This window comes from Oerskovia sp. USHLN155 (assembly GCF_037145535.1).
Taxonomy (GTDB): Bacteria; Actinomycetota; Actinomycetes; order Actinomycetales; family Cellulomonadaceae; genus Oerskovia; species Oerskovia rustica.
The window spans coordinates 176,965-198,378 of sequence record NZ_JBBCXG010000001.1; the positions used below are offsets into that span (position 1 = coordinate 176,965).

The 21,414-nt window shown below is 72.3% G+C and carries 22 protein-coding genes; 10 read left to right on the top strand and 12 right to left on the bottom strand.

Annotation, left to right across the window (positions count from 1 at the left end; all coding sequences use genetic code 11):
* Positions 1-128 precede the first annotated feature (128 nt).
* Positions 129-1,160: a multicopper oxidase domain-containing protein gene (locus tag WFH32_RS00735; protein WP_225228111.1), complete on the top strand. Its 1,032-nt coding sequence runs from the start codon at positions 129-131 to the stop codon at positions 1,158-1,160.
* Positions 1,161-1,267: 107 nt separating this feature from the next.
* Entirely contained in the window at positions 1,268-2,236 is a 969-nt protein-coding gene (locus WFH32_RS00740; RefSeq protein WP_191796384.1) for a bile acid:sodium symporter family protein, read from the top strand.
* A gap of 125 nt (positions 2,237-2,361) precedes the next feature.
* On the opposite strand, the gene WFH32_RS00745 is transcribed toward WFH32_RS00740, so the two are convergent.
* The gene (locus WFH32_RS00745; RefSeq protein ID WP_191796385.1) at positions 2,362-2,733 is read right to left on the bottom strand and encodes a DoxX family protein; all 372 of its coding nucleotides are present in this window, start codon (positions 2,731-2,733) and stop codon (positions 2,362-2,364) included.
* Positions 2,734-2,909: 176 nt separating this feature from the next.
* Here WFH32_RS00745 and WFH32_RS00750 point away from each other — a divergent pair, with 176 nt between their 5' ends.
* Positions 2,910-3,350 (top strand): winged helix-turn-helix transcriptional regulator, encoded by a 441-nt coding sequence (locus tag WFH32_RS00750; protein ID WP_336705922.1) that lies wholly within the window; start codon positions 2,910-2,912, stop codon positions 3,348-3,350.
* Positions 3,351-3,356: 6 nt separating this feature from the next.
* On the opposite strand, the gene WFH32_RS00755 is transcribed toward WFH32_RS00750, so the two are convergent.
* Positions 3,357-3,806: a SufE family protein gene (locus WFH32_RS00755; RefSeq protein ID WP_191796387.1), complete on the bottom strand. Its 450-nt coding sequence runs from the start codon at positions 3,804-3,806 to the stop codon at positions 3,357-3,359.
* A 205-nt stretch (positions 3,807-4,011) separates the two neighbouring features.
* Here WFH32_RS00755 and WFH32_RS00760 point away from each other — a divergent pair, with 205 nt between their 5' ends.
* Positions 4,012-5,340, top strand: coding sequence for a DUF1254 domain-containing protein (locus WFH32_RS00760; protein ID WP_191797809.1), 1,329 nt, complete (start codon positions 4,012-4,014; stop codon positions 5,338-5,340).
* Positions 5,341-5,455: 115 nt separating this feature from the next.
* Here WFH32_RS00760 and WFH32_RS00765 read toward each other — a convergent pair whose 3' ends face one another.
* The 3 genes from WFH32_RS00765 to WFH32_RS00775 form a co-directional block, all read right to left on the bottom strand.
* The gene (locus tag WFH32_RS00765) at positions 5,456-6,364 is read right to left on the bottom strand and encodes a sulfurtransferase (RefSeq protein ID WP_336705923.1); all 909 of its coding nucleotides are present in this window, start codon (positions 6,362-6,364) and stop codon (positions 5,456-5,458) included.
* Between the two features lie 193 nt (positions 6,365-6,557).
* Entirely contained in the window at positions 6,558-7,058 is a 501-nt protein-coding gene (gene ybaK / locus WFH32_RS00770) for a Cys-tRNA(Pro) deacylase (protein WP_191797805.1), read from the bottom strand.
* A 15-nt stretch (positions 7,059-7,073) separates the two neighbouring features.
* Positions 7,074-8,378, bottom strand: a complete 1,305-nt coding sequence (locus tag WFH32_RS00775; RefSeq protein WP_191797803.1) for an MFS transporter — start codon at positions 8,376-8,378, stop codon at positions 7,074-7,076.
* A gap of 36 nt (positions 8,379-8,414) precedes the next feature.
* Here WFH32_RS00775 and WFH32_RS00780 point away from each other — a divergent pair, with 36 nt between their 5' ends.
* Positions 8,415-9,062 carry a FadR/GntR family transcriptional regulator gene (locus tag WFH32_RS00780; RefSeq protein ID WP_336705924.1) on the top strand — a complete coding sequence of 216 codons (648 nt, stop codon included), beginning with the start codon at positions 8,415-8,417 and terminating at the stop codon, positions 9,060-9,062.
* A gap of 20 nt (positions 9,063-9,082) precedes the next feature.
* On the opposite strand, the gene WFH32_RS00785 is transcribed toward WFH32_RS00780, so the two are convergent.
* Positions 9,083-9,811, bottom strand: a complete 729-nt coding sequence (locus WFH32_RS00785) for a VIT1/CCC1 transporter family protein (RefSeq protein ID WP_191797798.1) — start codon at positions 9,809-9,811, stop codon at positions 9,083-9,085.
* Positions 9,812-10,030: 219 nt separating this feature from the next.
* Here WFH32_RS00785 and WFH32_RS00790 point away from each other — a divergent pair, with 219 nt between their 5' ends.
* The gene (locus WFH32_RS00790) at positions 10,031-10,981 is read left to right on the top strand and encodes an Acg family FMN-binding oxidoreductase (RefSeq protein WP_336705925.1); all 951 of its coding nucleotides are present in this window, start codon (positions 10,031-10,033) and stop codon (positions 10,979-10,981) included.
* 6 nt (positions 10,982-10,987) lie between these two features.
* On the opposite strand, the gene WFH32_RS00795 is transcribed toward WFH32_RS00790, so the two are convergent.
* Positions 10,988-13,642 (bottom strand): DEAD/DEAH box helicase, encoded by a 2,655-nt coding sequence (locus tag WFH32_RS00795; RefSeq protein WP_336705926.1) that lies wholly within the window; start codon positions 13,640-13,642, stop codon positions 10,988-10,990.
* Positions 13,643-13,739: 97 nt separating this feature from the next.
* Between WFH32_RS00795 and WFH32_RS00800 the strand changes: the two genes are divergently transcribed.
* Together WFH32_RS00800 and WFH32_RS00805 are read left to right on the top strand one after the other, a co-directional pair.
* Positions 13,740-14,336 carry a YdeI/OmpD-associated family protein gene (locus WFH32_RS00800; protein WP_191797792.1) on the top strand — a complete coding sequence of 199 codons (597 nt, stop codon included), beginning with the start codon at positions 13,740-13,742 and terminating at the stop codon, positions 14,334-14,336.
* Positions 14,337-14,418: 82 nt separating this feature from the next.
* Positions 14,419-15,870 carry an alanine/glycine:cation symporter family protein gene (locus tag WFH32_RS00805; RefSeq protein ID WP_191797790.1) on the top strand — a complete coding sequence of 484 codons (1,452 nt, stop codon included), beginning with the start codon at positions 14,419-14,421 and terminating at the stop codon, positions 15,868-15,870.
* Here the strand turns inward: WFH32_RS00805 and WFH32_RS00810 are convergent.
* The 3 genes from WFH32_RS00810 to WFH32_RS00820 are packed head-to-tail and all read right to left on the bottom strand — an operon-like array spanning position 15,849 to position 18,617.
* A complete protein-coding gene (locus WFH32_RS00810) occupies positions 15,849-16,748 on the bottom strand; it encodes an endo alpha-1,4 polygalactosaminidase (RefSeq protein WP_336705927.1) in 900 nt (299 codons plus the stop codon). The two genes, WFH32_RS00805 and WFH32_RS00810, sit on opposite strands and share 22 nt — an antisense overlap.
* A 53-nt stretch (positions 16,749-16,801) precedes the next feature.
* Positions 16,802-17,611 (bottom strand): aminoglycoside 3'-phosphotransferase, encoded by an 810-nt coding sequence (locus WFH32_RS00815; protein WP_336705928.1) that lies wholly within the window; start codon positions 17,609-17,611, stop codon positions 16,802-16,804.
* A gap of 46 nt (positions 17,612-17,657) precedes the next feature.
* Complete coding sequence (locus WFH32_RS00820; protein ID WP_336705929.1) at positions 17,658-18,617, bottom strand: 3-methyladenine DNA glycosylase; 960 nt, start codon at positions 18,615-18,617, stop codon at positions 17,658-17,660.
* 199 nt (positions 18,618-18,816) lie between these two features.
* On the opposite strand from WFH32_RS00820, the gene WFH32_RS00825 reads away from it, so the two are divergent.
* The gene (locus tag WFH32_RS00825) at positions 18,817-19,773 is read left to right on the top strand and encodes a DUF4190 domain-containing protein (protein ID WP_336705930.1); all 957 of its coding nucleotides are present in this window, start codon (positions 18,817-18,819) and stop codon (positions 19,771-19,773) included.
* Positions 19,774-19,792: 19 nt separating this feature from the next.
* On the opposite strand, the gene WFH32_RS00830 is transcribed toward WFH32_RS00825, so the two are convergent.
* Both WFH32_RS00830 and map read right to left on the bottom strand, forming a co-directional pair.
* A complete protein-coding gene (locus WFH32_RS00830; protein ID WP_191797784.1) occupies positions 19,793-20,176 on the bottom strand; it encodes a DUF1622 domain-containing protein in 384 nt (127 codons plus the stop codon).
* 93 nt (positions 20,177-20,269) lie between these two features.
* Positions 20,270-21,046: a type I methionyl aminopeptidase gene (gene map / locus WFH32_RS00835; RefSeq protein WP_336705931.1), complete on the bottom strand. Its 777-nt coding sequence runs from the start codon at positions 21,044-21,046 to the stop codon at positions 20,270-20,272.
* Positions 21,047-21,112: 66 nt separating this feature from the next.
* Between map and WFH32_RS00840 the strand changes: the two genes are divergently transcribed.
* A complete protein-coding gene (locus tag WFH32_RS00840) occupies positions 21,113-21,406 on the top strand; it encodes a helix-turn-helix domain-containing protein (protein WP_336705932.1) in 294 nt (97 codons plus the stop codon).
* Positions 21,407-21,414: the final 8 nt, after the last annotated feature.

The window sequence follows — 21,414 nt, forward strand, 5'->3', positions numbered from 1 at the left end:
CGGCCGAACGGTCCCGTCGCCCATCCCGCACGCGACCGCTCGACCCGGGCACGCAGGGATTCGACGACGAAGACCTGACCGCCCCCGGATCCCCACGACCCGCCGGTGGGCAGAGGAGAGGGAGAACGATGACACAGGACACCGCCGCCCCCGACGGACTGCTCAAGCGACAGATCTCGCGACGGTCGATGCTGACCGGCACCGTCGCGGGCCTCGTGGCGCCGGCCGTGCTCGGGCTCGGCGCGGCACCCGCCGCCGCGCACGGCAACGGGAACCACGGCAAGCCCGACAAGGGCAAGCCGGGCAAGGACAAGGTCCGCCGCCTGACGATGTACGCCGAGGCGTTGCCCGGCGGGCTGATCGGCTACGGGCTCGCTCCCGGACAGGCGACGGTTCCCGGCCCGACCCTCGAGATGTGGGAGGGCGAGACGTTCGAGATCACCCTGGTCAACACCACGGACAAGCGCCTGTCGCTGCACGCGCACGGCGTGAGCTACAGCTACGACTCCGACGGCAGCCCGCTCAACGCCTCGTTCAACGAACCCGGACAGTCGCGGACGTACGTGTGGCGGACCCACGCCGCGTACACGACCAAGGGCGGCCAGTGGATGCCGGGCAGCGCGGGCTACTGGCACTACCACGACCACGCGCTGGGCACCGACCACGGCACCGAGGGCGTCAAGGTCGGCATGTACGGCGCGCTGATCGTCCGGCGCAAGGGCGACGTCCTGCCCGACCGCCAGTACACGGTCGCCTTCAACGGCATGTCGATCAACAACCAGGTCGCGCCGAACGTGCCCGTGTTCGAGGCGAACCAGGGTGAGCGCGTCGAGTTCGTGGCGATCGGTCACGGCAACGCGTTCCACACCTTCCACCTGCACGCGCACAGGTGGGCGAACAACCGCACGGGCTACCTCACGGGGCCCGGCGACCCGACCCAGGTCGTCGACACGCGCGACCTCAACCCGGGGGACTCGTTCGGCTTCCAGGTGATCGCCGGGGAGAACGTCGGGCCGGGGGCCTGGATGGTCCACTGCCACGTGCAGTCGCACTCCGACATGGGCATGGGCGGGATCTTCCTGGTCGCGAACAAGGACGGCAGCGTGCCCGACCACGCGCAGGCCGCGCTCCACCGGTACCAGGGGCACGCGCACCCGTAGCGGCGTCCGCGTGCGAGGCGTCAGGACCGGCGAGGCTCCGAGGGCTCGCCGGTCCTGACGGTCGACGACGGCCGCCTACCGGCCGGTGACACCTAGACTCGTCCCTCGTGCGCCAGGTGCTGAAGCAGTGGGTCGACCCGTTCATCGTGGCTCTCGTCGCGACCATGGTCCTGGGGCTCGTGGTCCCGGTGCCGGCCGACGTCCAGCGTGTCGTCGACACGGTCGCCGACGTCGCGGTCGCCGTCCTGTTCCTGGTCTACGGCATGCGACTGTCGACGAGCGAGGTCTGGTCAGGCCTGAGGAACGTCCGCCTCCAGGGTGGGATCCTCGCCTCGACCTACGTGGTCTTCCCGCTCGTGGGGCTCGCCGTCTCGTGGGCCGTGACGCCCGTGGTCGGGGCGCCGCTCGCGGCGGGCATCCTCTTCCTGTCGCTGCTGCCCTCGACCGTCCAGTCGTCGGTCGCGTTCACGTCGGTCGCGCGCGGGAACATCGCGGGCGCGATCTGCGGGGCCACGGTCTCGAACGTCGTGGGCATGGTCGTGACGCCGCTGCTGGTCCTGTGGTTCATGTCGTCGAGCGGCGCGACCGGCGGACTGAGCGGTCTGCGCGACGTCCTGCTGCACCTGCTCGCCCCGTTCGTCGTGGGCCAGCTCCTGCAGCCGTTCGTGGGCCGGTGGGTCCGGGCGCGGCGCTGGCTCACGCTGTCGGTGGACCGCGGCACGATCCTGATCGTGGTCTTCGGTGCGGTCGCCGCGGCGACGAGCGCGGGCGTGTGGGCCGGGATCTCGGGGTGGACGATCCTGGCTCTCGTCGGGATCAGCGCGGTGATCCTCGCGGTCATGCTCGCGGTGACCTGGTGGGGCGGGGCGGGGCTGCGGCTCGGCGTCGAGGACCGCATCGCGCTGCTCATGTGCGGCTCCAAGAAGAGCCTGGCCACGGGGCTGCCCATGGCTGCGGTGCTCTTCCCGGTCGCGGTCGCGGGCACGATCGCCGTCCCGGTCATCGTGTTCCACCAGCTCCAGCTCATCGTGTGTGCGGTGCTCGCGCGGAGGTTGGCGCTGCGCGACCAGGCGTGATCGCGGGCCCCGTCCGGCCCGTACGTCGAGTGTGACGTTCGGGCTGTCCCGGAGGTCCGGTGACAGCCCGAACGTCACACTCGACGCGCTTCTCGGCGTCTCGGCGTCTCAGCGGCCCGACGGCGTCACGCGCCCCAGCCGGCGAAGCGCCCCACGGCGACGAACACTGCGAGCAGCAGCAGGACGGTGTTGACCGGCACGGACTGCTTCTCGCCGAGGCGGACGTGCAGCGGGATGGCGCCGACCTGCGTGACCGCGAGGCCGACGGCCGCGATCGGGGTGAGGATCGGCGCGATGTCGGTCACGAGCGGCAGGATCAGGCCGACGGCGCCGAGGATCTCGAGCGCCCCGAGCACCCGGACCGCGGTCAGACGCCCCGGCGTGACCCAGCGCATCTGCTCCATCAGCTTGCCGGCCGGGGTCGTGAGCTTCATGAAGCCCGCACCGGCGAAGGCGACGGCGAGCAGACCTGCGGCGATCCAGAGGGCGATGTTCATAGGGTTTCCTTCGAGGTCGTGGCACGCCGCCATGTCGCGGCGGGTGCGCGGAAGAGGATGGTCGGTAACCGTCCGTAGGGTCGGTCACCTTTTGTGCCGGAGGACATCATGGGTAACCTGGAGGAGGTCTACAAAAGGCACACCGGTGTTCCCGGTGGGTCCGGAACGGAGAACTCATGTCCGCCGCCACCAGCGGTACCCACCGGTCGCAGGCTCCCGACGACCTTCACGTGCCCGTCCCCGACGGAGGCGGCTGCGGCGCCGACCACGCGAGCAGCGAGGTCCGGCGTGTCCTGGACAGGGTCGGGGACAAGTGGAGCGCACTCATCCTGGGCACTCTCTCGAGCGGGCCGCTGCGCTTCACCGAGCTGCTGCACGGCATCAGCGGGATCTCCCAGCGCATGCTCACGCTCAACCTGCGCCAGCTCGAGCGCGACGGGCTCGTGAGCCGGACGGTCCACGCGGTCGTCCCGCCGCGGGTCGACTACGAGCTCACCGACCTGGGGCGCACGCTGCTGCCGCCGGTCCTGGCCCTCGTGGAGTGGGCCATGGAGAACACCGACGAGATCCAGGGGCACCGCGAGCGCTTCGACGCGCAGGCCGACGACCGCGGCTGAGGACCCTCAGCCCGCCGCGACCTGTTCGCGGATCTGCCGCTTGGCGCGCAGCAGGATGCCCGTCATGCCGTTGAGCCGCAGGGGGCTCACGGCGTTCGTCAGCCCGATCATGAACGGGTAGTCGTCGGGCACGGCGAGCGCCTGCTCGGGTGTCAGCCCGTCGAGCCCCTGCGCCAGGATCGACGCGAATCCGCGCGTGGTCGGGGCCTCGGCCGGCGCGGTCGCGTACAGGTGGACCCCGTCCTCCTCGACCTCGGCGAACGCGCGCACGGGCGACTGGCACTCCTCGACGCGCTCGAGCAGCCCGGGCGCGTTCTGGTAGCGCGCGGGCAGGTCCGGGAGCTCGCGCGAGAACTCGAGGAGGAGCTGGAGGCGGTCGCGCTCGCCGAGCGCGAGGAAGTCGTCGCGGATCTCGGTGAGGACCGGGGGCAGGGCGGTCGCGGCGTCGTCGGTCATCCGTCGATCCTCCCACCCGCGACGCGCCCGGGCAGCGCCGGACCGCCCAGCGGACGGCTCGCCGTCGGGCCGTCCGCTAGCGCCCGGGCGCCGGCCGCGGCGCCGGCCCGGGCCCGGCACGGCGCGCTCGACGCGCACCGCCTGCTCCCCGTCGATACGTTGAGCCACGAGTGCGCCGACGCACGGCGCGGACGGACGGAGCGTCATGGGAACCCTGTCGAACGACCTGCGCACGCTGAGCCACGAGGCGTACGTCTACCTGTACCCGCTCGTGACCATGGACCTCAGCCGGCGCCAGGCCACGAACGTGGCGGCCGGCGTCCGCCCCGGGTTCGGGCCGCCCAACGTGTTCCACCACCTGCGGGAGTTCCCGCCCGCGGACTTCCGGGCCGTGGTCCGCCCCAACTTCGACACGCTGTACGCGAACCTGTGGCTCGACCTGACCGACGGCCCCGTGCTGCTCCACGTCCCCGACACCGACGACCGCTACTACATGCTGCCCCTGCTGGACATGTGGACCGAGGTCTTCGCGACGATCGGCAAGCGGACCACGGGGACAGGCGCGGGGGACTACCTGATCGTCGGACCGGACTACGAGGGCGACCTCACGGAGTTCTACGACGACCTCCCGGAGGACGTCGCGCTGATCGTCGCGCCCACCCCGCAGGTGTGGGTCATCGGGCGCATCCAGACCAACGGCGTCGCGGACTACCCGGCGGTCCACGCGGTGCAGGACGGCCTGTCGGTGCAGGAGCTGGGGGAGCGGCCGCCGTTCACGATCGACCCGACCGCGGACACGCGGACCGAGCCGCTGCACCTGGTGGACTCCCTCAGCGCGGTCGACTTCTTCACGTACGCGACCAGGCTCCTCGACACGAACCCGCCGCACCTGACCGACTTCTCGGTGCTCGCCCGCATCGGTGCGCTGGGCATCGTCCCGGGCGAGGACTTCGACGCCGGGCAGTTCGACGACGCCGAGATCGCGGAGATCGAGGCCGGGGCGGAGAGCGCCCGCGCGCTGCTGGACACGTCGCGCGCGACGCTCGGGACCGTGGCGAACGGCTGGATGCTCTACCGCGACACCATGGGCGTCTACGGGAACTTCTACCTCAAGCGGGCCGTCGTCACGCTCGTCGGGCTGGGAGCCAACCCGGTCGAGGACGCGATCTACCCGCTCCTCGCGACCGACGCGGACGGTCAGGCCCTGAACGGGGACCACGACTACGTGCTGCACTTCGACGCCGACCAGCTCCCGCCCGCGGCGGCCTTCTGGTCGGTCACGATGTACGACGCCGAGGGCTACCAGGTGGCGAACGCCCTCGACCGGTTCGCGATCGGCGACCGCGACGACCTGCAGTACGGGGAGGACGGGTCGCTCGACCTGTACCTGCAGCACGAGAGCCCGCGCGCGGACCGCGAGGCGAACTGGCTCCCCGCGCCGCGAGGCCCGCTGGGCGTGACGATGCGGCTCTACGCACCGCTCCCCGAGGCGCTCGACGGCCGCTGGGTGCCGCCGGTCGTGCGCAGGGTCTGAGCCGGCGCACGTCCGCGCCCGCGGCGCCGTGGTGACACGACGGAGGCCCGACGGCGGTGGGCCGGGTACGTGACCCGGCCCACCGCCGTCGGGCATCCGCGGGAGACGGCGGACGTCAGAGGCGCGCGGAGACCTCGCCCGGCTCGGCTCCCTTGACGATCGGGACGCGGACCGCGTTGCCCCACTCGGTCCACGAGCCGTCGTAGTTGCGGACCTTGTCGAAGCCCAGCAGGTACGTCAGCGCGAACCACGTGTGGCTCGACCGCTCGCCGATGCGGCAGTACGTGATGACGTCGTCGTCGGTCGACAGGCCCAGGCCGCCCTCCTGGTAGATCGCCTCGAGCTCCTCGCGCGACTTGTACGTGCCGTCGGCTGCGACCGCGGTCGCCCACGGGACGTTGCGCGCCGTGGGGATGTGGCCCCCGCGCAGCACGCCCTCCTCGGGGTAGTCCGGGATGTGCAGGCGCTCGCCCGTGAACTCCTGGGGCGAACGGATGTCGACGAGCGGGCCGTTGCCCAGGTGCGCGAGCACGTCCTCCTTGAAGGCGCGGATCGTCTCGTCGTCGCGCTCGACCACCGGGTACTCGACGGGCTCGGGCGTGGGGACGTCGGTCGTGGTCTCGCGGCCCTCGGCGATCCACTTGCCACGACCGCCGTCGAGGAGACGGACGTCCTCGTGGCCGAACAGCGTGAAGACCCACGCCGAGTATGCGGCCCACCAGTTGTTCTTGTCGCCGTACAGGACGACCGTGGTGTCGCGCGAGATGCCCTTGGAGCCCAGGAGCTGGGCGAAGCCCTTGCCGTCGAGGTAGTCGCGCAGGTCGGGGTCGTTGAGGTCGGTGTGCCAGTCGACCTTGACCGCGCCCGGGATGTGACCCGTCTCGTAGAGCAGCACGTCCTCGTCGGACTCGACGACGACCACGTCCTCGTCGTGCAGGTGCTCGGCGAGCCAGTCGGTGGAGACCAGGCGGTCGGGGTGGGCGTAGGCGGCGATCTTCTCGGTCGTGTCGAGGGGAGCGGACATGGCGTCCTCCTGATGGCTCATGGACTGGCGGGGCTGGCAGGGCTGGCGGGGTGTCCGAGGGTGGTGCGGTCGGTACCGGCGGGCACGCTCGCCACTCTAGGAACGCGGTCCACGGACCGGAAGGCCCGTCGCGCATGCTGAGACAGTGTTACCCGCTGCCCCGGTAGCGGTCGTGGAGTCGTCGCAGGAACCGTCAGTCCCGCGAGATCGGCGCCGTCACCGCGCCCGTGAGGGACACCAGGTCGGCGGGCGCCAGCCCCACGTCGAGCCCGCGCCTCCCGCCCGAGACGTACACCGCGTCGAACCCGAGGGCCGACTCGTCGACCACGGTGCGCAGCCGCTGACGTTGGCCGAGCGGCGAGATGCCGCCCACCACGTACCCGGTAGCGCGCTCGGCCGCGGCCTGTTCGGCCATCGCCGCCTTCTTGCCGCCCGCCGCGTGCGCGAGGGCCTTGAGGTCAAGCTTGCGGTCCACGGGCACGACGCCCACGACGAGCGTCCCGTCGACCGAGGCGACCAGGGTCTTGAACACCTGCTCGGCCGGGATGCCGATCGCCGCGGCGGCCTCGAGCCCATAGCTCAGGTCGGAGGACGGGTCGTGCTCGTAGGGGTGCACGGTGTGCGGCACCCCGGCCTTCTCGAGCGCGACGAGCGCGGGCGTGCCGGCGTGGGGCGACTTCTGCTTCTTGGCCACAGGACGATTGTGCCCCTAGGTGCGCGTGCCCGGGGGCTGCGAAGGCGCGGAGGCGACGTCCGGCGGGGTCGCAGCGTCCTCCACGAAACGCGGTCGGCACGCGAACCAGCCGGCGACCACGCCGGGGACGGCGGTCGCCGCGAGCGCGAGGAGCGGGACCGACCATGAGCCGGTCGCCTCGCGGAGGAGGCCCAGGCCGAGCGGGCCGAAGCACGCCAGGCTGTAGCCGATCCCCTGGACGAACCCGGACACCGCCGAGGCGGACTCCGGGGTCCTGGTCCGACGGTTGATCAGGGTCATGCAGAGCGGGAACGTGCTCACCCCGATGCCCAGCGCGCACACCCAGAGCAGCGTGCCGTCCAACGGGGACAGGATCAGGCCCAGGTATCCGGCGATCAGGACGACCGAGCACGCGACGACCACGACGAAGGGGTTCGTCATGCGCGTGGCCACGTGGGGGACCACCAGGGCGGCGACCATGCCCCACGCCGAGTACAGGGCGACCATGGAGCCGCCCAGGGTCGGGCTCCCACCTGCGTCGGAGAGCACGGCCGGCACCCAGGTGATGATCCCGTAGTTGGACAGCGCCATCATCGCGAACAGGACGACCAGACCCCAGACGGTCGAGGACCGGCTGATCCTCGGTCTCGCACCGGTCGTCGCCGGGGCGGTGGGGCTGTGATGACCGGCGGGCAGCCTGGTTGCCAGGACGAGCCAGACCACGGCAGCCAGTGCGGCCGGGCCCGCCCAGATCCCGACCGAGAGCCGCCAGGTCGTCGCTTCCGCCACCGGGACGGCCAGCAGCGGGGCGACGAACTGGCCCGTCTGCATCAGGATCAGGTAGAGCGAGGTCCACAGGGCGAGCCGGTCCGCGAACCAGGCCTTCACCAGGGGGACGATCACGACGTTCGCGGCGCCGATCCCGGCGAGGGCCAGCGCGGTCGACAGCACGAGCGCGACGGGCGTCCCGGAGAACGCGCGGCCCAGGAGCGAGAGCGCGGTCAGTCCCAGTGCCGCCGTGGCCGTGCGCTCCAGCCCGAACCGCCTCGTCACCACGGGGGCGAGGAACCCGAAGATGCCGAACGACGCCGCGGGCACGGTCCCGAGCAGGCCTGCGACCGCCACTCCGAACCCGAGGTCCGCCCCGATGATCTCGAGGAGCGGGGTGATTCCGGTCACGGCCGTCCGAAGGTTGACCGCGGTGAGGGCGATGGCCAGGCCAGCCCACAGGATCAGCCGTCCGCGGCGTACCGGGAGGCGTGCTGGAGAGAGTGTCGTCACGCTAAACTCCACGATGAGGTCGGCGAATGATGGGATCATGGGATGAATTCTGGTGAGTCTGACACAGGTCGGCCCGTGCGTCGAGCAGGCCTGATCGACCAGGCCGTCGAACGCTTCCGTGCGGAGGTGGTCTCCGGCCGCTGGCCGGTCGGCGAGCGGATCCCGACCGAGGCCGATCTGGTGTCGGAGTTCGGGGTCGGCCGGAACACGGTCCGCGAAGCGATCCAGTCGCTCGTGCACGGCGGCCTGCTGCGCCGTGAGCAGGGCCGCGGCACCTTCGTCATCTCCAGCTCGGAGCTCACGGGCACCCTCGAGCGCCAGCTCGCGGGGGGCAGCCGTCGGCACTACCTGGAGCTGCGCCGCGCGTTGGACAGCACGGCAGCATCGCTTGCCGCATCGAGTCGCTCGGACGCCGACGTCGAGCAGCTGCGCGAGCTGCGCGACCGACGGGAGGCGATCTGGTCGACCGGTGATCGCGACTTCCGGGCCGACGCAGACCTCGCGCTGCACCGCGCGATCGTGGCGGCGACGCACAACCCGCTCTACCTGCAGCTCTACTCGAGCATGCTCGACGTCTTCGCCGTCCACATGCGCGACGAGGAGCGCGAGGACGAGGACGCGGCGCACCGCCACCACCACGAGCTGGTCGAGGCGATCGCTGACGGGGACGCCGACCGTGCGGCGTCGATGGTGGCCTCCATCTTCGGGCCCTTCATGCGCTGAGCCGCGAAGCCGGCCCCCGGCTAGACGTTCACGTCGACGAGCGACCCGATCCCGTACGTGACCGCCATGGCGATCGCACCGCCCAGGACCGTGCGGATCGTCGCGCGCCGGGTCGGCGCCTGCCCCAGCCGTGCGCTGCCCCAGCCGGTGAGGACCAGCGCCAGGACCACCGCGACGAACGTCACGGGGATCCGGGCCGCGGTGGGCGCCAGCAGGATCGCCGCCAGGGGCAGCAGACCACCGACCGTGAACGACACGATCGAGGCGACCGCGGCCTCCCACGGCGACGTCAGGTCGTCGGGGTCGATGCCCAGCTCGGCGTCGGCGTGGGCCGCGAGGGGGTCGTTCGCCGTGAGCTGGACCGCGACCTCGTGCGCGAGCTCGGGCGTGAGCCCCTTGGCCCGGTAGATCCCTGCGAGCTCGGCGAGCTCCTCGTCGGGCATGGTCGCGAGCTCCTGGCGCTCCTTGGCGAGCATCGCCTCCTCGGTGTCGCGCTGCGTGCTCACCGAGACGTACTCGCCCGCGGCCATCGACAGGGCGCCCGCGAGCAGCGCTGCGGCCCCCGCCGTCGCGATGACCAGGATCGACGTGCTGGTCGCGGCGACGCCCACGACGACGCCCGCGGTCGACACGATGCCGTCGTTCGCGCCGAGCACCCCGGCCCGGAGGCGGTTGAGCCGCGCGCCCGTCCCCTCGCTCCGGTGCTGCTCGCCCTCGTGCGGAGTCGACTGCGGTCCCGGTGTGCTCATGAGGCCACCGTAGGACGGTGGAGCAGGCGTGTCGTGGCGGGCCGAAGCGCGCCACGACGGGTCTCGCCTTCTGGTCGCCCAGGCCTGTGACCTGCACCTCGGCCCCGCCGGGACCTTTGGCACTGGCCGACCCGGGCACCTCCTGGGACGCTCGGAGTGGCAGAGGTGACCGCCGGCAGGGGATGCGTCAGGGGCGCATCGGAAGCAGGGAGAACGCACATGAGCATCGACGACCCCAGAATCGAACGGATCCTCGCGGCCGCGTCCCGCGCTCCCAGCGTGCACAACACCCAGCCGTGGTCCGTCCACGTGCACGGCACGACGCTCGACGTGCGCGCCGACGACTCGCGCCGCCTGACCCACGCCGACCCCGCGGGCCGGGAGATGTTCGTCAGCTGCGGAGCGTTCCTCGCGAACCTGCGCATCGCGGCCCGCCGCGAGTCCTTCCGTCCGGTGCTCTCGCTCGTCCCGGACGACGGCGATCCTGCGCTCGTCGCGCGCGTCGACCTGGTGCCGGGCGTCCTGCCCGACGCCGACGAGCTCGACCTCGCGGTCGCGATCGAACGGCGCTCGACGTCCCGCGTGCCGTTCGAGGATCAGCCGCTCGACGCCGACGTCGTCGACGACCTGGACGAGGCGGCGGCCTCGGAGGGTGCGCGCCTCGTGAGCCTCGCACCGCAGGCCCCCGAGCGGACCGTCCTGCTGGACCTCGTCCGGCGGGCCGAGGAGGAGGCCGGGCGGGACCACACCGGTCGCGTCGAGCAGGCGCGCTGGATCACGAACGATCCCGACCGCCCCGACGGGATCCCCGTCTCTGCGCTCGGCCCCGCGAGCGACGACGCCCTGGCGCCCGTGCGCCACTTCGGCGGGGACACCACGAGCGACCGGGCGGCGTTCGAGCACCGCTCGACGCTCGCCGTCCTCACGACCCCGGGTGACACCGTGCGCGACTGGCTCGTGGCCGGCCAGGCGCTCGAACGTGTCCTGCTGACCGCGACGACCTACTTCGTGCACGCCTCGTTCGCGACCACCGTCCTCGAGAACCCCGCCACGCGCGCCGAGCTCGTCACGGCGCTCGACGCGGGCGTCCCGCAGATGGTCATGCGGCTGGGCTACAGCCCGACGTCTCCCCGCACGCCCCGCCGCCCGGCCGACGACGTGCTCCGGTAGGCCGCGTCAGATCGTCCCGACCGCCACGACGCTCAGTACCACGGCGCCGGCCTCGTCGCTCGCCGCGAGGTCGACGACGGCGCTGATCGCCCAGTCGTGGTCGCCGGCCGGGTCGTCGAGCACCTGGCGGACGAACCACGTGCCCGGCTCGACGCGCTCGCCGTCGGGCCGCACGCCGTTCTCGACGATCTGCACGAGGGCTGACGACCGGGCCGCTGCGTCCACGCCGATCGCGTCGTTGCCGTGCAGCTCGAACATCGGGTCGAGGGCGTCGGCCCACGCGTCGCCGTCCCAGCCGCTCGCCTTGTCGAGGGCCTCGAGCGCGTCGTAGTTCTCCCGCGCCGCGAGCTCGACCCGGCGGAACAGGGCGTTGCGGACCAGGACGCGGAACGAGCGCGGGTTGCCCGTGACGGGACGGGCGGGGGCCTCGGCCCCCGTTCCGGACAGCGGGCCGTCGCCGATCTCGCCGTCCGCGTCGTCGTCGACGGGGTTGGCCAGCCGCTCCCACTCGTCGAGCAGCGACGAGTCGGTGCCGCGCACCAGCTCGCCCAGCCACTCCGTGATGTCCTGGACCTCCTCGGTGCGGTGCTCCTCGGAGACGGTCTGGCGCATCGAGCGGTACGCGTCGGCGAGGTAGCGCAGCACGACACCCTCGGTGCGGTCCAGGCCGTACACCGAGACGAACTCGGCGAACGTCATGGCCCGCTCGACCATGTCGCGCACGACCGACTTGGGCGAGAGCTCGGCGTCCGAGACCCACGGGTTCGAGTGCTTGTACGTCACGAACGCGGGCTCGAGCAGGTCCGCGAGCGGCTTGGGCCACGTGATGGTCTCGAGCAGCGCCATGCGTTCCTCGTACTCGTACCCCTCGGCCTTCATGGCCGCGACGGCCTCGCCGCGGGCCCGGTGCTGCTGCGCGACGAGCACCTGGCGCGGGTCGGACAGCGTCGCCTCCAAAACCGAGACGACGTCGAGCGCGTGCGTGGGGGACTCGACGTCGAGCAGGTCGAGCGCCGCGAGCGCGAAGGGCGACAACGGCTGGTTGAGCGCGAACTCGCGCGGCAGGTCGACCGTGAGGCGCACGGTGGGGCGCTGCCCGCTCGGGTACGTCGGGTCGGGCACGCGCACGCGCTCGACGATGCCCGCGACGCGCAACGAGCGGTAGATGCGGAACACCTGGCGCACGTGGCGCTCGCGCTGGGCGTCGGTGTCGTGGTTCGCCGTGAGCAGGTGCTTCATGGCTCGCACCGGGTCCTCGCCCTTGTCACCCCGCGCGAGCACGTTGAGCACCATGGCGTGGTTGACAGTGAAGTGGCTGGTCAGGGCCTCGGGGTCGGCGTCGCGCAGGCGCTCGAACGTCGCGTCGGTCCAGTTGACCGCACCGGCAGGGGCCTTCTTGCGGACGATCTTCTTGAGCTTCTTGGGGTCGTCCCCGGCCTTGGCCAGCAGCTTGCGGTTCTCGATCACGTGCTCGGGGGCCATGACGAGGACCTCGCCGAGCGTGTCGTAGCCGGCCCGGCCCGCGCGGCCCGCGATCTGGTGGAACTCGCGCGCCGTGAGGTGACGCATGCGCTCGCCGTCGAACTTCACGAGGCTCGTCATGAGGACCGTGCGGATGGGGACGTTGATGCCCACGCCCAGGGTGTCGGTGCCGCACACGACCTTGAGCAGCCCGGCCTGGGTCAGGCGCTCGACCACGCGACGGTACTTGGGCAGCATGCCCGCGTGGTGCACGCCGACGCCGTGGCGCAGGAACTTGCTGAGCGTCCTGCCGAACCCCGAGGTGAAGCGGAAGTCGCCCAGCTCGGCCGCGATCGCGTCCTTCTCCGAACGGCTCGCGACGTTGATGCTCAGCAGGGCCTGGGCGCGGTCGACCGCGTCCTTCTGCGTGAAGTGCACGACGTACACCGGCGCCCGGTGCGTCGTGACGAGCTCCTCGATGACCTCGCCCAGCGGCTCGACGACGTAGCTGAACGTCAGCGGCACGGGGCGCTCGGCGCTCGTGACCTCCGCGACGGGACGTCCCGTGCGGGACTCGAGGTCCTCGGTGAACGTCGAGGTGTCGCCCAGCGTCGCGGACATCAGCACGAACTGCGCCTGCGGCAGCTCGAGCAGCGGGACCTGCCACGCCCAGCCGCGCTGCGGGTCCGCGTAGTAGTGGAACTCGTCCATGACGACCTGCGCGACGTCCGCGTCCGCACCGTCGCGCAGCGCGATGTTCGCGAGGATCTCCGCGGTGCAGCAGATGATGGGAGCTGTCGGGTTGACCGACGAGTCGCCCGTCATCATGCCGACGTTCGCGGACCCGAACACCGCGACGAGCGCGAAGAACTTCTCGCTCACGAGCGCCTTGAGCGGGGCCGTGTAGTAGCTGCGGCCGGGGACTCCCGCGTGGTGCGCGGCGAGGGCCGCGTAGTGCGCGCCGACCGCCACGAGCGACTTCCCCGAGCCCGTGGGCGTGGCGAGGATGACGTGCGCGCCCGAGAAGATCTCGATGACGGCCTCGTCCTGGTGGGCGTAGAGGTCGATCCCCGTCTCGGTGGCCCACTCGGTGAACCCTTCGTAGAGGGCGTCAGGGTCCGGGGTGCCCGAGCCGTCCGGTGCCGGCAGGTGACGGACCAGGCCGGGCTCGGGACGGGTGGTGGGGGTCGTGGTGCTCATCGTGGCCATTGTCGCAGAGGCCTTGTCCCCCGGGGGATCGCGGGCCTCCCGTGCCCTCGCCGCGCGCGCCCGCGGCTGCCCGTGGAAGTGTGTGCGCATGGTGACCGACCGGCGCGCGGACGCGCCCCGCTTCCACCCCGAGACCGCGGCAGAGTGGCGTGCGTGGCTCGCCGAGCACCACGACGACGAGGTGCCGGGGGTCTGGGTCGTGCAGTGGCGGCGGGCGAGCGGCCGTGACCCGATCGACTACGACGCGCTCATCGAGGAGGCGCTGAGCTTCGGGTGGATCGACGGGACGGTGCAGACGATCGACGACGAGCGCTCCATGATGTGGCTCACACGGCGGCGGCCGGGGAGCCGCTGGACACGCCTGAGCAAGGAGAGGGTCGCCCGCGCCGAGGCCGACGGCAGGATGACCGACGCGGGTCGCGCGGTCGTCGACGCCGCAAGGGCGGACGGCTCGTGGACGAGGTACGACGACGCCGAGGCGCTCGTCGTCCCCGACGACCTGGCCTCGGCATTCGCCGCCGCACCGCCCGCTCGTGAGTGCTGGGACGGCTTCCCGCCGGGCGTGCGGCGACTGATCCTCGGCTGGATCGCGGAGGCCCGGCGGCCGCAGACGCGAGCGACCCGGATCGCCGAGACGGCCGAGAAGGCACAGCGCGGGGAGCGCGCGCACTCCCAGCCCCGCTGAGAGGCCGTCGCGACAACGACCACCGCGAGAGGTTAGCGTCCCTCCGGACGGCTGCCCCGCCGTCGGGCTGGAGGAATGAAGCATGGACGTCTTGCAAGAGGCGCTGATCGACCCGTTGAGCAACGCCCTGTACTCGTACGTCCTGATCTACGTCCTCATCGGCGCAGGCATCTACTTCACGGTCCGCACGCGCGCCGTCCAGGTGCGGCTGTTCGGGCTCATGTTCCGGCTCGTGGGCGGCTCGACCGGCTCGGCCGAGGGTGGCATCTCGTCGTTCCAGGCCTTCTGCGTGGGGCTCGCGTCCCGCGTGGGGACGGGCAACATCGCGGGCGTCGCGATCGCGCTGACGCTCGGCGGCCCGGGGGCCATCTTCTGGATGTGGTGCGTCGCGCTCATCGGGATGGCCACGGCGTTCGTCGAGGCGACGCTCGGCCAGATCTTCAAGGTCCGCGCCGACGACGGCTCCTACCGCGGCGGCCCCGCCTACTACATCCAGCGCGGCCTGGGCTCGCGCCGGTGGGGCATCGTGTTCGCGATCCTGCTGATCTTCGCGTTCGGGTTCGCGTTCAACATGGTGCAGGCCAACACGATCAGCGAGGCGCTCGACAACGGCCACGCGGTCTCGCCCGGCTGGACCGCGGTGCTCCTCATGATCCTCGCGGCCCCCGTGCTGTTCGGCGGCGTCAAGCGCGTCGCGAAGGTCGCGGGGATCGTGCTGCCGGTCATGGCCGGCGTCTACGTCCTGCTCGCGGCGACCATCATCCTCATGAACCTCGGCGCCGTGCCGGGCGTGGTCCGGCAGATCGTCGAGGGCGCGTTCGGGCTCGACCAGGCCGTCGCCGGCACCGCAGGCGGCATCCTCGCGGCGCTGCTCAACGGGGTCAAGCGCGGACTGTTCTCGAACGAGGCGGGCATGGGCAGCGCCCCGAACGCCGCCGCGACCGCGACGGTCTCGCACCCCGCCAAGCAGGGGCTCATCCAGTCGCTCGGGGTGTTCGTCGACACGATCGTGGTCTGCTCGGCGACGGCCTTCATCATCCTCATGGCCGGTCCCGAGGTCTTCGACCCGGGGACGACGACCGACGCGGCCGGCGCCTCGCTCACGCAGGAGGCCGTCGCGGCCCAGCTCGGGTCGTGGACCGTGTGGCCCATGACGATCCTCGTGTTCGTCTTCGCGTTCTCCTCGGTGCTCGGCAACTACTCGTACGCCGAGGTCAACCTGACGTTCCTCGGCATCCGTGCCAAGGCGCTCACGGCGCTGCGCACGCTCGTGCTCGCCGCGATCGGCATTGGGTCGCTCATCGAGCTCGAGGCGGTGTGGGCGGTCGCGGACGTCGCGATGGCGCTCATGGCCCTCGTGAACCTCGTCGCGATCACGTTGCTCGGCCGGTGGGCGTTCGGTGCGCTCAAGGACTTCGAGCGGGTCCGCAAGGACGGGACCGACGCCCGGTTCGTGGGGACCGGGAACCCGGACCTGCCCGGCGACGTGCCGGGTGACGTGTGGGCACCGGTTCAGCAGGACGCGAAGGCGTAGCCCGGGTCGCGCGGCCGGGCGAGGTCGCGGTCGCGGCCCACGACCGACGCCCCGCGAGCGCATGCTGAGGCGAGGCGCTCCGCGAGGGCGGGCCCGTCGTCGTACTCGATCTCCAGGACGCGCGTCCCGTAGGCCGCAGCGTAGTCGCTGCACTCGTCGTGGACCGCGCAGTCCTCGGTGACCACGAAGTCGAACCCGAGCGCCGGGCCGCGACCGCCCAGCTCGACCGTGTTCTTCTGCCCGATCGCCAGGCCCCGCGCGTGGGCGCGTTCGATCAGCAGCGCGGCCAGCGCGAGGTTGTCGTCCCTCGTGAGCGCGCCGTCCGAGCGGGTGAACGAGTCCAGGTTGTCGGGCTCGACCGCGTCGAAGCCCGCGTCCGCGCACGCGTCCACCTGGGCGCCGACGACCTGCGCGATCTCGCGGCGCGCTGCGTCGGTCGAGGTGTCGAGGAGCAGCTCGTCGGGCCAGCCGGGGTCGGCGACAGGTGTACCGCCGTCGTCGTGCAGGACGAGGTCGGGGTGGTCGCGCAGCCAGGTCTCGCTCTCGCCGGGCTGGGTCTGGAACCCGTTGACGTAGCAGACGTCGTAGCCCGCGCCCGCGGGGGAGTCGGTGACGTCGCGCACGACGACCGTGACGCCGTCGGGCGGCGGGTAGGCACCGCCGAGCTGGTAGTCGAGACCGGCCCCGGCGGGCGGGGGTGCGGGCGCCGCGCCGACCTGCCCGACCGGGCCGCTCGTCGAGGCCGACGTCTCACGGTCGCTCGCCCCGGGGGTGGGCGACGGGGCAGGGCCGACGGCGCACCCGGCCAGGAGGACGAGGACCAGGGCCGGCACGATGAGCGATGCGTGCGCGGACGTGCGGAGGGGGAGCGGGGGCACGGCTCCATGGTCGCACCCTGCCGGGTCGCGCGGCCGAGGGCGGGGGAGCAGTGTCAGCCCAGGTCCCACAGCAGCCGGTAGTAGGCGATGCGCTCGGGATCCGGCTCGATCCCGTAGGCCTCGTACACGATCCCGTCGTAGCCCGGCCCGTAGTTCCACTCGGTGCTCCACGCGGCCACGGCCAGGTCGGCCCAGCGGTCCGCGACGCCGAGCGACCCGAGATCGACGTGCGCCGCGAACGAGCCGTCGGCGGACAGCAGGGTGTTGGGCGCGCACGCGTCGCCGTGGCAGACGACCAACCGGTCCATCGGGGGCGTGAGGTCGAGCAGGGGGCGCGCCTCGGCGACCGTGAGCCGCGAGTGCTCGGGGAACCACTCGGACGGGCCCTCGCCGGCGGCGATGCGCTCGTCGGCGCGCACGACGCGCTGCTCGACGCTCCACGTGAACGGGCAGTCCTCGACCGGCAGGGCGTCGTGCAGGACGCGCAGCCCGCGGCCGATCGCCGCCGCGGCGGTGGCCGGTTCGGCGATCCAGCGCGGGTCGACGGCCGAGGCCGCGTCGATCGCCTCGGTCACGAGCCAGGCGCCGAACTCGTCCTGCCCGGCGTCGAGCACGCGCGGTACGGCCGTGAACCGCGACGCCCACGCCAGCCGCTCGGCCTCGGCGAGCAGGTCGATCTCCGGGGTCCCGGCCGCGACCCACTTGACGTAGCGGTCGGCGCCCCAGCGGAACGTGAGGCCGCCAAGACTGTTCTCCCACACGGCGACCAGGTCCCCGCCTCCGGCGGAGTCGACGAGCGAGCGGACGGCGGGCGGCACAGGAACGGGACGAGTGGGGATCTCTGCGAGGGGCGGACGCGACATGCCCCGATCCTGCCAGTCTGCTGAGCTTCTCGTGGCCGGGGCCCGATCAGCCCAGCAGGCGCTCGCAGACCTCGAGCAGCCGCGCGCGCAGCACGCCCGAGCGCTCTGCGAACCCGCGCTGGAGCCGCACGTACTCGGCCTTGCCCGCAGGGGTCTCGATCGCGACGGGGGCCTCGCCGTACGACGACACGTCGTAAGGGCTGGCCCGCATGTCGACCCAGCGGATGTCGCGTGCGAGCTCGAACGCGTCGAGCACGAGCCCGCTCGGTACCGCGGGGCTGAGCTTCACGGCCCACTTGTAGAGGTCCATGTTGGCGTGCAGGCAGCCGGGCTGCTCGAGCGCGGGCTGCGTCTCACGCGTGGGCTGCAGCCGGTTGAGGCTCACGGCTTCCGGGGTGAAGAAGCGGAACGCGTCGAAGTGCGAGCAGCGCACGGGGTGCGTCGCCACGACCTCGTCGGTGCCGCGGGCCCCGAGCCGCAGCGGCAGCGGGTGGCGGTGGTCGCGCCCCTGGGCGTGGTCGCGGTAGACCATGGCCCACTCGTGCAGCCCGAAGCACCCGAGCGTCGCGGGCCGGGAGGCCGTGGCCGCGAGCAGGTCGCGGGCGTAGCGCACGGTGTCGCCCCGGTCGGCGAGGAACGCGTCGATGTCGAGCGTCACCCCGCCGCCCGGGCCGGTCCTGTACCACCGCCAGGCGGCGCGCTCGGCGAGGAGGGGCGCGACGTCGTCGGGCCGGGTGGCGTCCGCGGGCCCGAGGACGACGCCCGCGCCCGGGTGCCACCGCCGCAGCTGGGCGGGGCGCGTGGGGTAGTAGGTGAAGAGGAAGTCCTCGACCGCGTGCTTCTCTCCACGGGTCTTGCGCTCGCGCCAGCCGGCGGTCAGTGCGTCGGCGCGCTCTGCGTGCGCCGCGGCGAGGGGGAGCCACTCGTCGTCGGCGAGAGGATCCGGCCCGACGGCGGTGCGCGCCGTCGCGGGGCGCGCCCGGTGGGGGGCAGGGAGCGTGGGCATGCTTCCAGGGTAGGTGTCGGCCGGAGCGGAGCGGTCGTGGGGCGCGTGCGCGTCCCCGGCGTTTTCACCCGAACGTCCCCTCCGCGCCATCTCCACACATGGAACACTTGTACCGGAGTGCGCCCCGAGCGTGCGCGCCTCCCTTCTCCGCACACCCAGGCGACGCCGTGCCGCGCCCGACCAGAAGACGAGCAGCCGAATGACGTACCCCCCTCCCGGACCCGCAGAGCCGACCCCGCCGTCGCTCGGCCATCCCGGAGCGCCGCAGCCCTCGCCCTACCAGCAGCCCGGATACCCCGGGCAGCCCGGATACCCCGGACTGCCCGCGGCCTGGGGACCGGAGCAGGGCGGCTACCCGCCCTACGGAGCCGTCCCGCCCAGGAAGACCAACGTGCTGGCGATCACAGGCCTCGTCCTCGCGATCGTCGGGCTCGTGCTCTGCCTGATCCCGTTCGTCAACTTCTTCGCAGCGGTCCTGGCGCTCGCCGGGCTCGTCCTGGGCATCGTCGGGCTCGTCAAGGCGGGGACCCTCGGCAACGGCAAGGGCATGTCGATCGCCGCGATCATCATCTCGGTGGTCGCAGGGATCGGTGTCGTCGTCTCCCAGATCTTCCTCGTCGCTGCGCTCGAGGAGCTCTCCTCGAGCCTCGGGTCGACGAGCATCTCGAGCTCGGCCCCCGAGGAGCCCGCCGTCGGCGAGATCCCCGCGGACGGGACCGGCTCGGACTCCCAGGGCGCCGGGGACGGCGCGGCGGGCGCCCCGTCGCCGGCCCTCGCCTTCGGTGACATCGCGGTCTACGAGGACGGTCTCGAGGTCGGCGTGAGCGCCCCGGCTGCCTTCACGCCCAGCGATACGGCTGCCGGTGACGAGGGCTTCACGCAGTTCGTGCGCCTCGACGTCACCCTGACGAACGGCACCGCGGAGACGTTCGACCCGACGTTCGCCTACGTCTCGGTCTCCTCGGGCGGCGCGGAGGGGTCCCAGGTCTTCGACGCGGCGCAGGAGATCAGCAGCACCCCCAGCACGTCCGTCCTCCCGGGGCAGTCCGTGACGTTCCCCGTGGTCTTCGGGGTCACGGATCCCGCCGACCTGACGATGGAGGTCAACGTGGGGGCGTGGGAGTACGACGCCGTGATCTTCTCGACGACGAGCTGACGCCCGCCACCGGCGGAGCCTACGGGCGCGTGGGCTCCGCCGCGGCGTCCCCGGCCGGCGCGGGGTCCTGCTCGGGGGACTGCTGCCAGGGCCACCGACCCGTGATCTCGAGCTCGAGCGAGAAGCTGAGGAACGTCCGGATGAGGACGATCGCGGCGAGCACCGCGACGCTCTCGAGCGTCGGCGTGATCGCGACGGTACGGATGATGTCGGCAGCGACCAGGAGCTCGAGCCCGAGGAGGATCGAGCGGCCGAGCCGCCGCCGGAACAGGCGGTAGACGTTGCCCTCCCGGCGTCGGGTCAGGGACAGGAACGCCGCGTACAGGGCGCCGACCACGATCGCGGCGACCCCCGCCGCGTCGACCACCTTGCCGACGACCTCGATCACCTCGGCGAACGTCATGAGCCGAGCGTAGGCCGGAACGACCGCGCGGGCCGGACGAGACGAGGCGGCGGCCGTCGAGTCAGGCGGGCCGGCCTGCGTGCACCGGCGACCTCACGAGGGCCTCGGCAGGGTGAGGATCTCGGCCCCGTCGTCCGTGATCGCGATCGTGTGCTCGCTGTGCGCCGTCCGGCAGCCCGTCGCGCTCCGGAGCGTCCATCCGTCGGCATCGGTGACGAGCTCGGCGGTGTCCTGCATGACCCAGGGTTCCAGGGCGAGCAGCAGCCCGGGGCGCAGCCTGTATCCCCGGCCCGGGCGTCCCGTGTTCGAGACGTGGGGGTCCTGGTGCATGGTCGAGCCGATGCCGTGCCCCCCGAACTCGGTGTTGATCGGGTATCCGGCGTCGCCGAGGACCGTGCCGATGGCGTGGGAGAGGTCGCCGACCCGGGCGCCGGGTCGAGCGGCTGCGATGCCCGCCGCCAGGGCGCGTTCGGTCACCTCGATCATGGCGACGCTCTCCGGGGGCCGCGCGTCACCCACGACGAAGCTGATGGCGGCGTCCGCCGCGACGCCTCCCAGGGAGACGGCGAGGTCGAGCGTCAGCAGGTCGCCGTCAGCAAGGGCGTAGTCGTGCGGCCGTCCGTGCAGCACGGCGTCGTTGACGGCCGTGCAGATGTGGTGGCCGAACGGCCCGCGCCCGAACGACGGCGCGTAGTCGACGTAGCAGGACAGTGCGCCGGCCTCGACGATCAGCTCCTTCGCCCACCGGTCGACGTCCAGGAGGTTCGTCCCGACGGTGCTGCGGTCCTTGAGCGTGTGCAGGACACGAGCGACCAGGGCTCCCGTCTCTCGTGCTCGGGTCAGCTCGGTGGGGTTCAGTATCTCGATCATGTGGTGTCTTCCTCGCGTTTCCAATAACTATACCGGCCATGTTATCCCGGTACTACAATCGGATCCATGGTCAGGTTGCCGCTCACTCCCGCCGAGGTCGAGCGCGGACAGCGCCTCGGCGCGCTCCTGCGCCGGGCCAGAGGGGATCGCTCGATGCTCGAGGTCGCACTCGCTGCGCGCGTCTCGCCCGAGACCCTCCGGAAGATCGAGACGGGCAGGGTCGCCACCCCTGCTTTCCCGACCGTCGCCGCGATCGCAGACGTTCTCGGCCTCTCGCTCGACGCGGTCTGGGCCGAGGTCACGCAGCCCGAGAACGATCGTCGCGTCCGCCAGGACGTGCGGGAGCGGTTGGCCTCCTAGGCGGCGAC

Bases quoted from the DNA above. Each gene is read 5' to 3' on its own strand.
- WFH32_RS00790 (WP_336705925.1), top strand. From the start codon at position 10,031: ATGAGCATCGACGACCCCAGAATCGAACGGATCCTCGCGGCCGCGTCC.
- WFH32_RS00755 (WP_191796387.1), bottom strand. From the start codon at position 3,806: ATGACCGACGACGCCGCGACCGCCCTGCCCCCGGTCCTCACCGAGATC.
- WFH32_RS00765 (WP_336705923.1), bottom strand. From the start codon at position 6,364: ATGTCCGCTCCCCTCGACACGACCGAGAAGATCGCCGCCTACGCCCAC.
- WFH32_RS00775 (WP_191797803.1), bottom strand. From the start codon at position 8,378: ATGATCCCATCATTCGCCGACCTCATCGTGGAGTTTAGCGTGACGACA.
- WFH32_RS00815 (WP_336705928.1), bottom strand. From the start codon at position 17,611: ATGTCGCGTCCGCCCCTCGCAGAGATCCCCACTCGTCCCGTTCCTGTG.
- WFH32_RS00830 (WP_191797784.1), bottom strand. From the start codon at position 20,176: ATGACGTTCGCCGAGGTGATCGAGGTCGTCGGCAAGGTGGTCGACGCG.
- WFH32_RS00785 (WP_191797798.1), bottom strand. From the start codon at position 9,811: ATGAGCACACCGGGACCGCAGTCGACTCCGCACGAGGGCGAGCAGCAC.
- WFH32_RS00820 (WP_336705929.1), bottom strand. From the start codon at position 18,617: ATGCCCACGCTCCCTGCCCCCCACCGGGCGCGCCCCGCGACGGCGCGC.
- WFH32_RS00805 (WP_191797790.1), top strand. From the start codon at position 14,419: ATGGACGTCTTGCAAGAGGCGCTGATCGACCCGTTGAGCAACGCCCTG.
- WFH32_RS00825 (WP_336705930.1), top strand. From the start codon at position 18,817: ATGACGTACCCCCCTCCCGGACCCGCAGAGCCGACCCCGCCGTCGCTC.
- WFH32_RS00800 (WP_191797792.1), top strand. From the start codon at position 13,740: ATGGTGACCGACCGGCGCGCGGACGCGCCCCGCTTCCACCCCGAGACC.
- WFH32_RS00735 (WP_225228111.1), top strand. From the start codon at position 129: ATGACACAGGACACCGCCGCCCCCGACGGACTGCTCAAGCGACAGATC.
- WFH32_RS00750 (WP_336705922.1), top strand. From the start codon at position 2,910: ATGTCCGCCGCCACCAGCGGTACCCACCGGTCGCAGGCTCCCGACGAC.
- WFH32_RS00760 (WP_191797809.1), top strand. From the start codon at position 4,012: ATGGGAACCCTGTCGAACGACCTGCGCACGCTGAGCCACGAGGCGTAC.
- map (WP_336705931.1), bottom strand. From the start codon at position 21,046: ATGATCGAGATACTGAACCCCACCGAGCTGACCCGAGCACGAGAGACG.
- WFH32_RS00745 (WP_191796385.1), bottom strand. From the start codon at position 2,733: ATGAACATCGCCCTCTGGATCGCCGCAGGTCTGCTCGCCGTCGCCTTC.
- WFH32_RS00795 (WP_336705926.1), bottom strand. From the start codon at position 13,642: ATGAGCACCACGACCCCCACCACCCGTCCCGAGCCCGGCCTGGTCCGT.
- WFH32_RS00840 (WP_336705932.1), top strand. From the start codon at position 21,113: ATGGTCAGGTTGCCGCTCACTCCCGCCGAGGTCGAGCGCGGACAGCGC.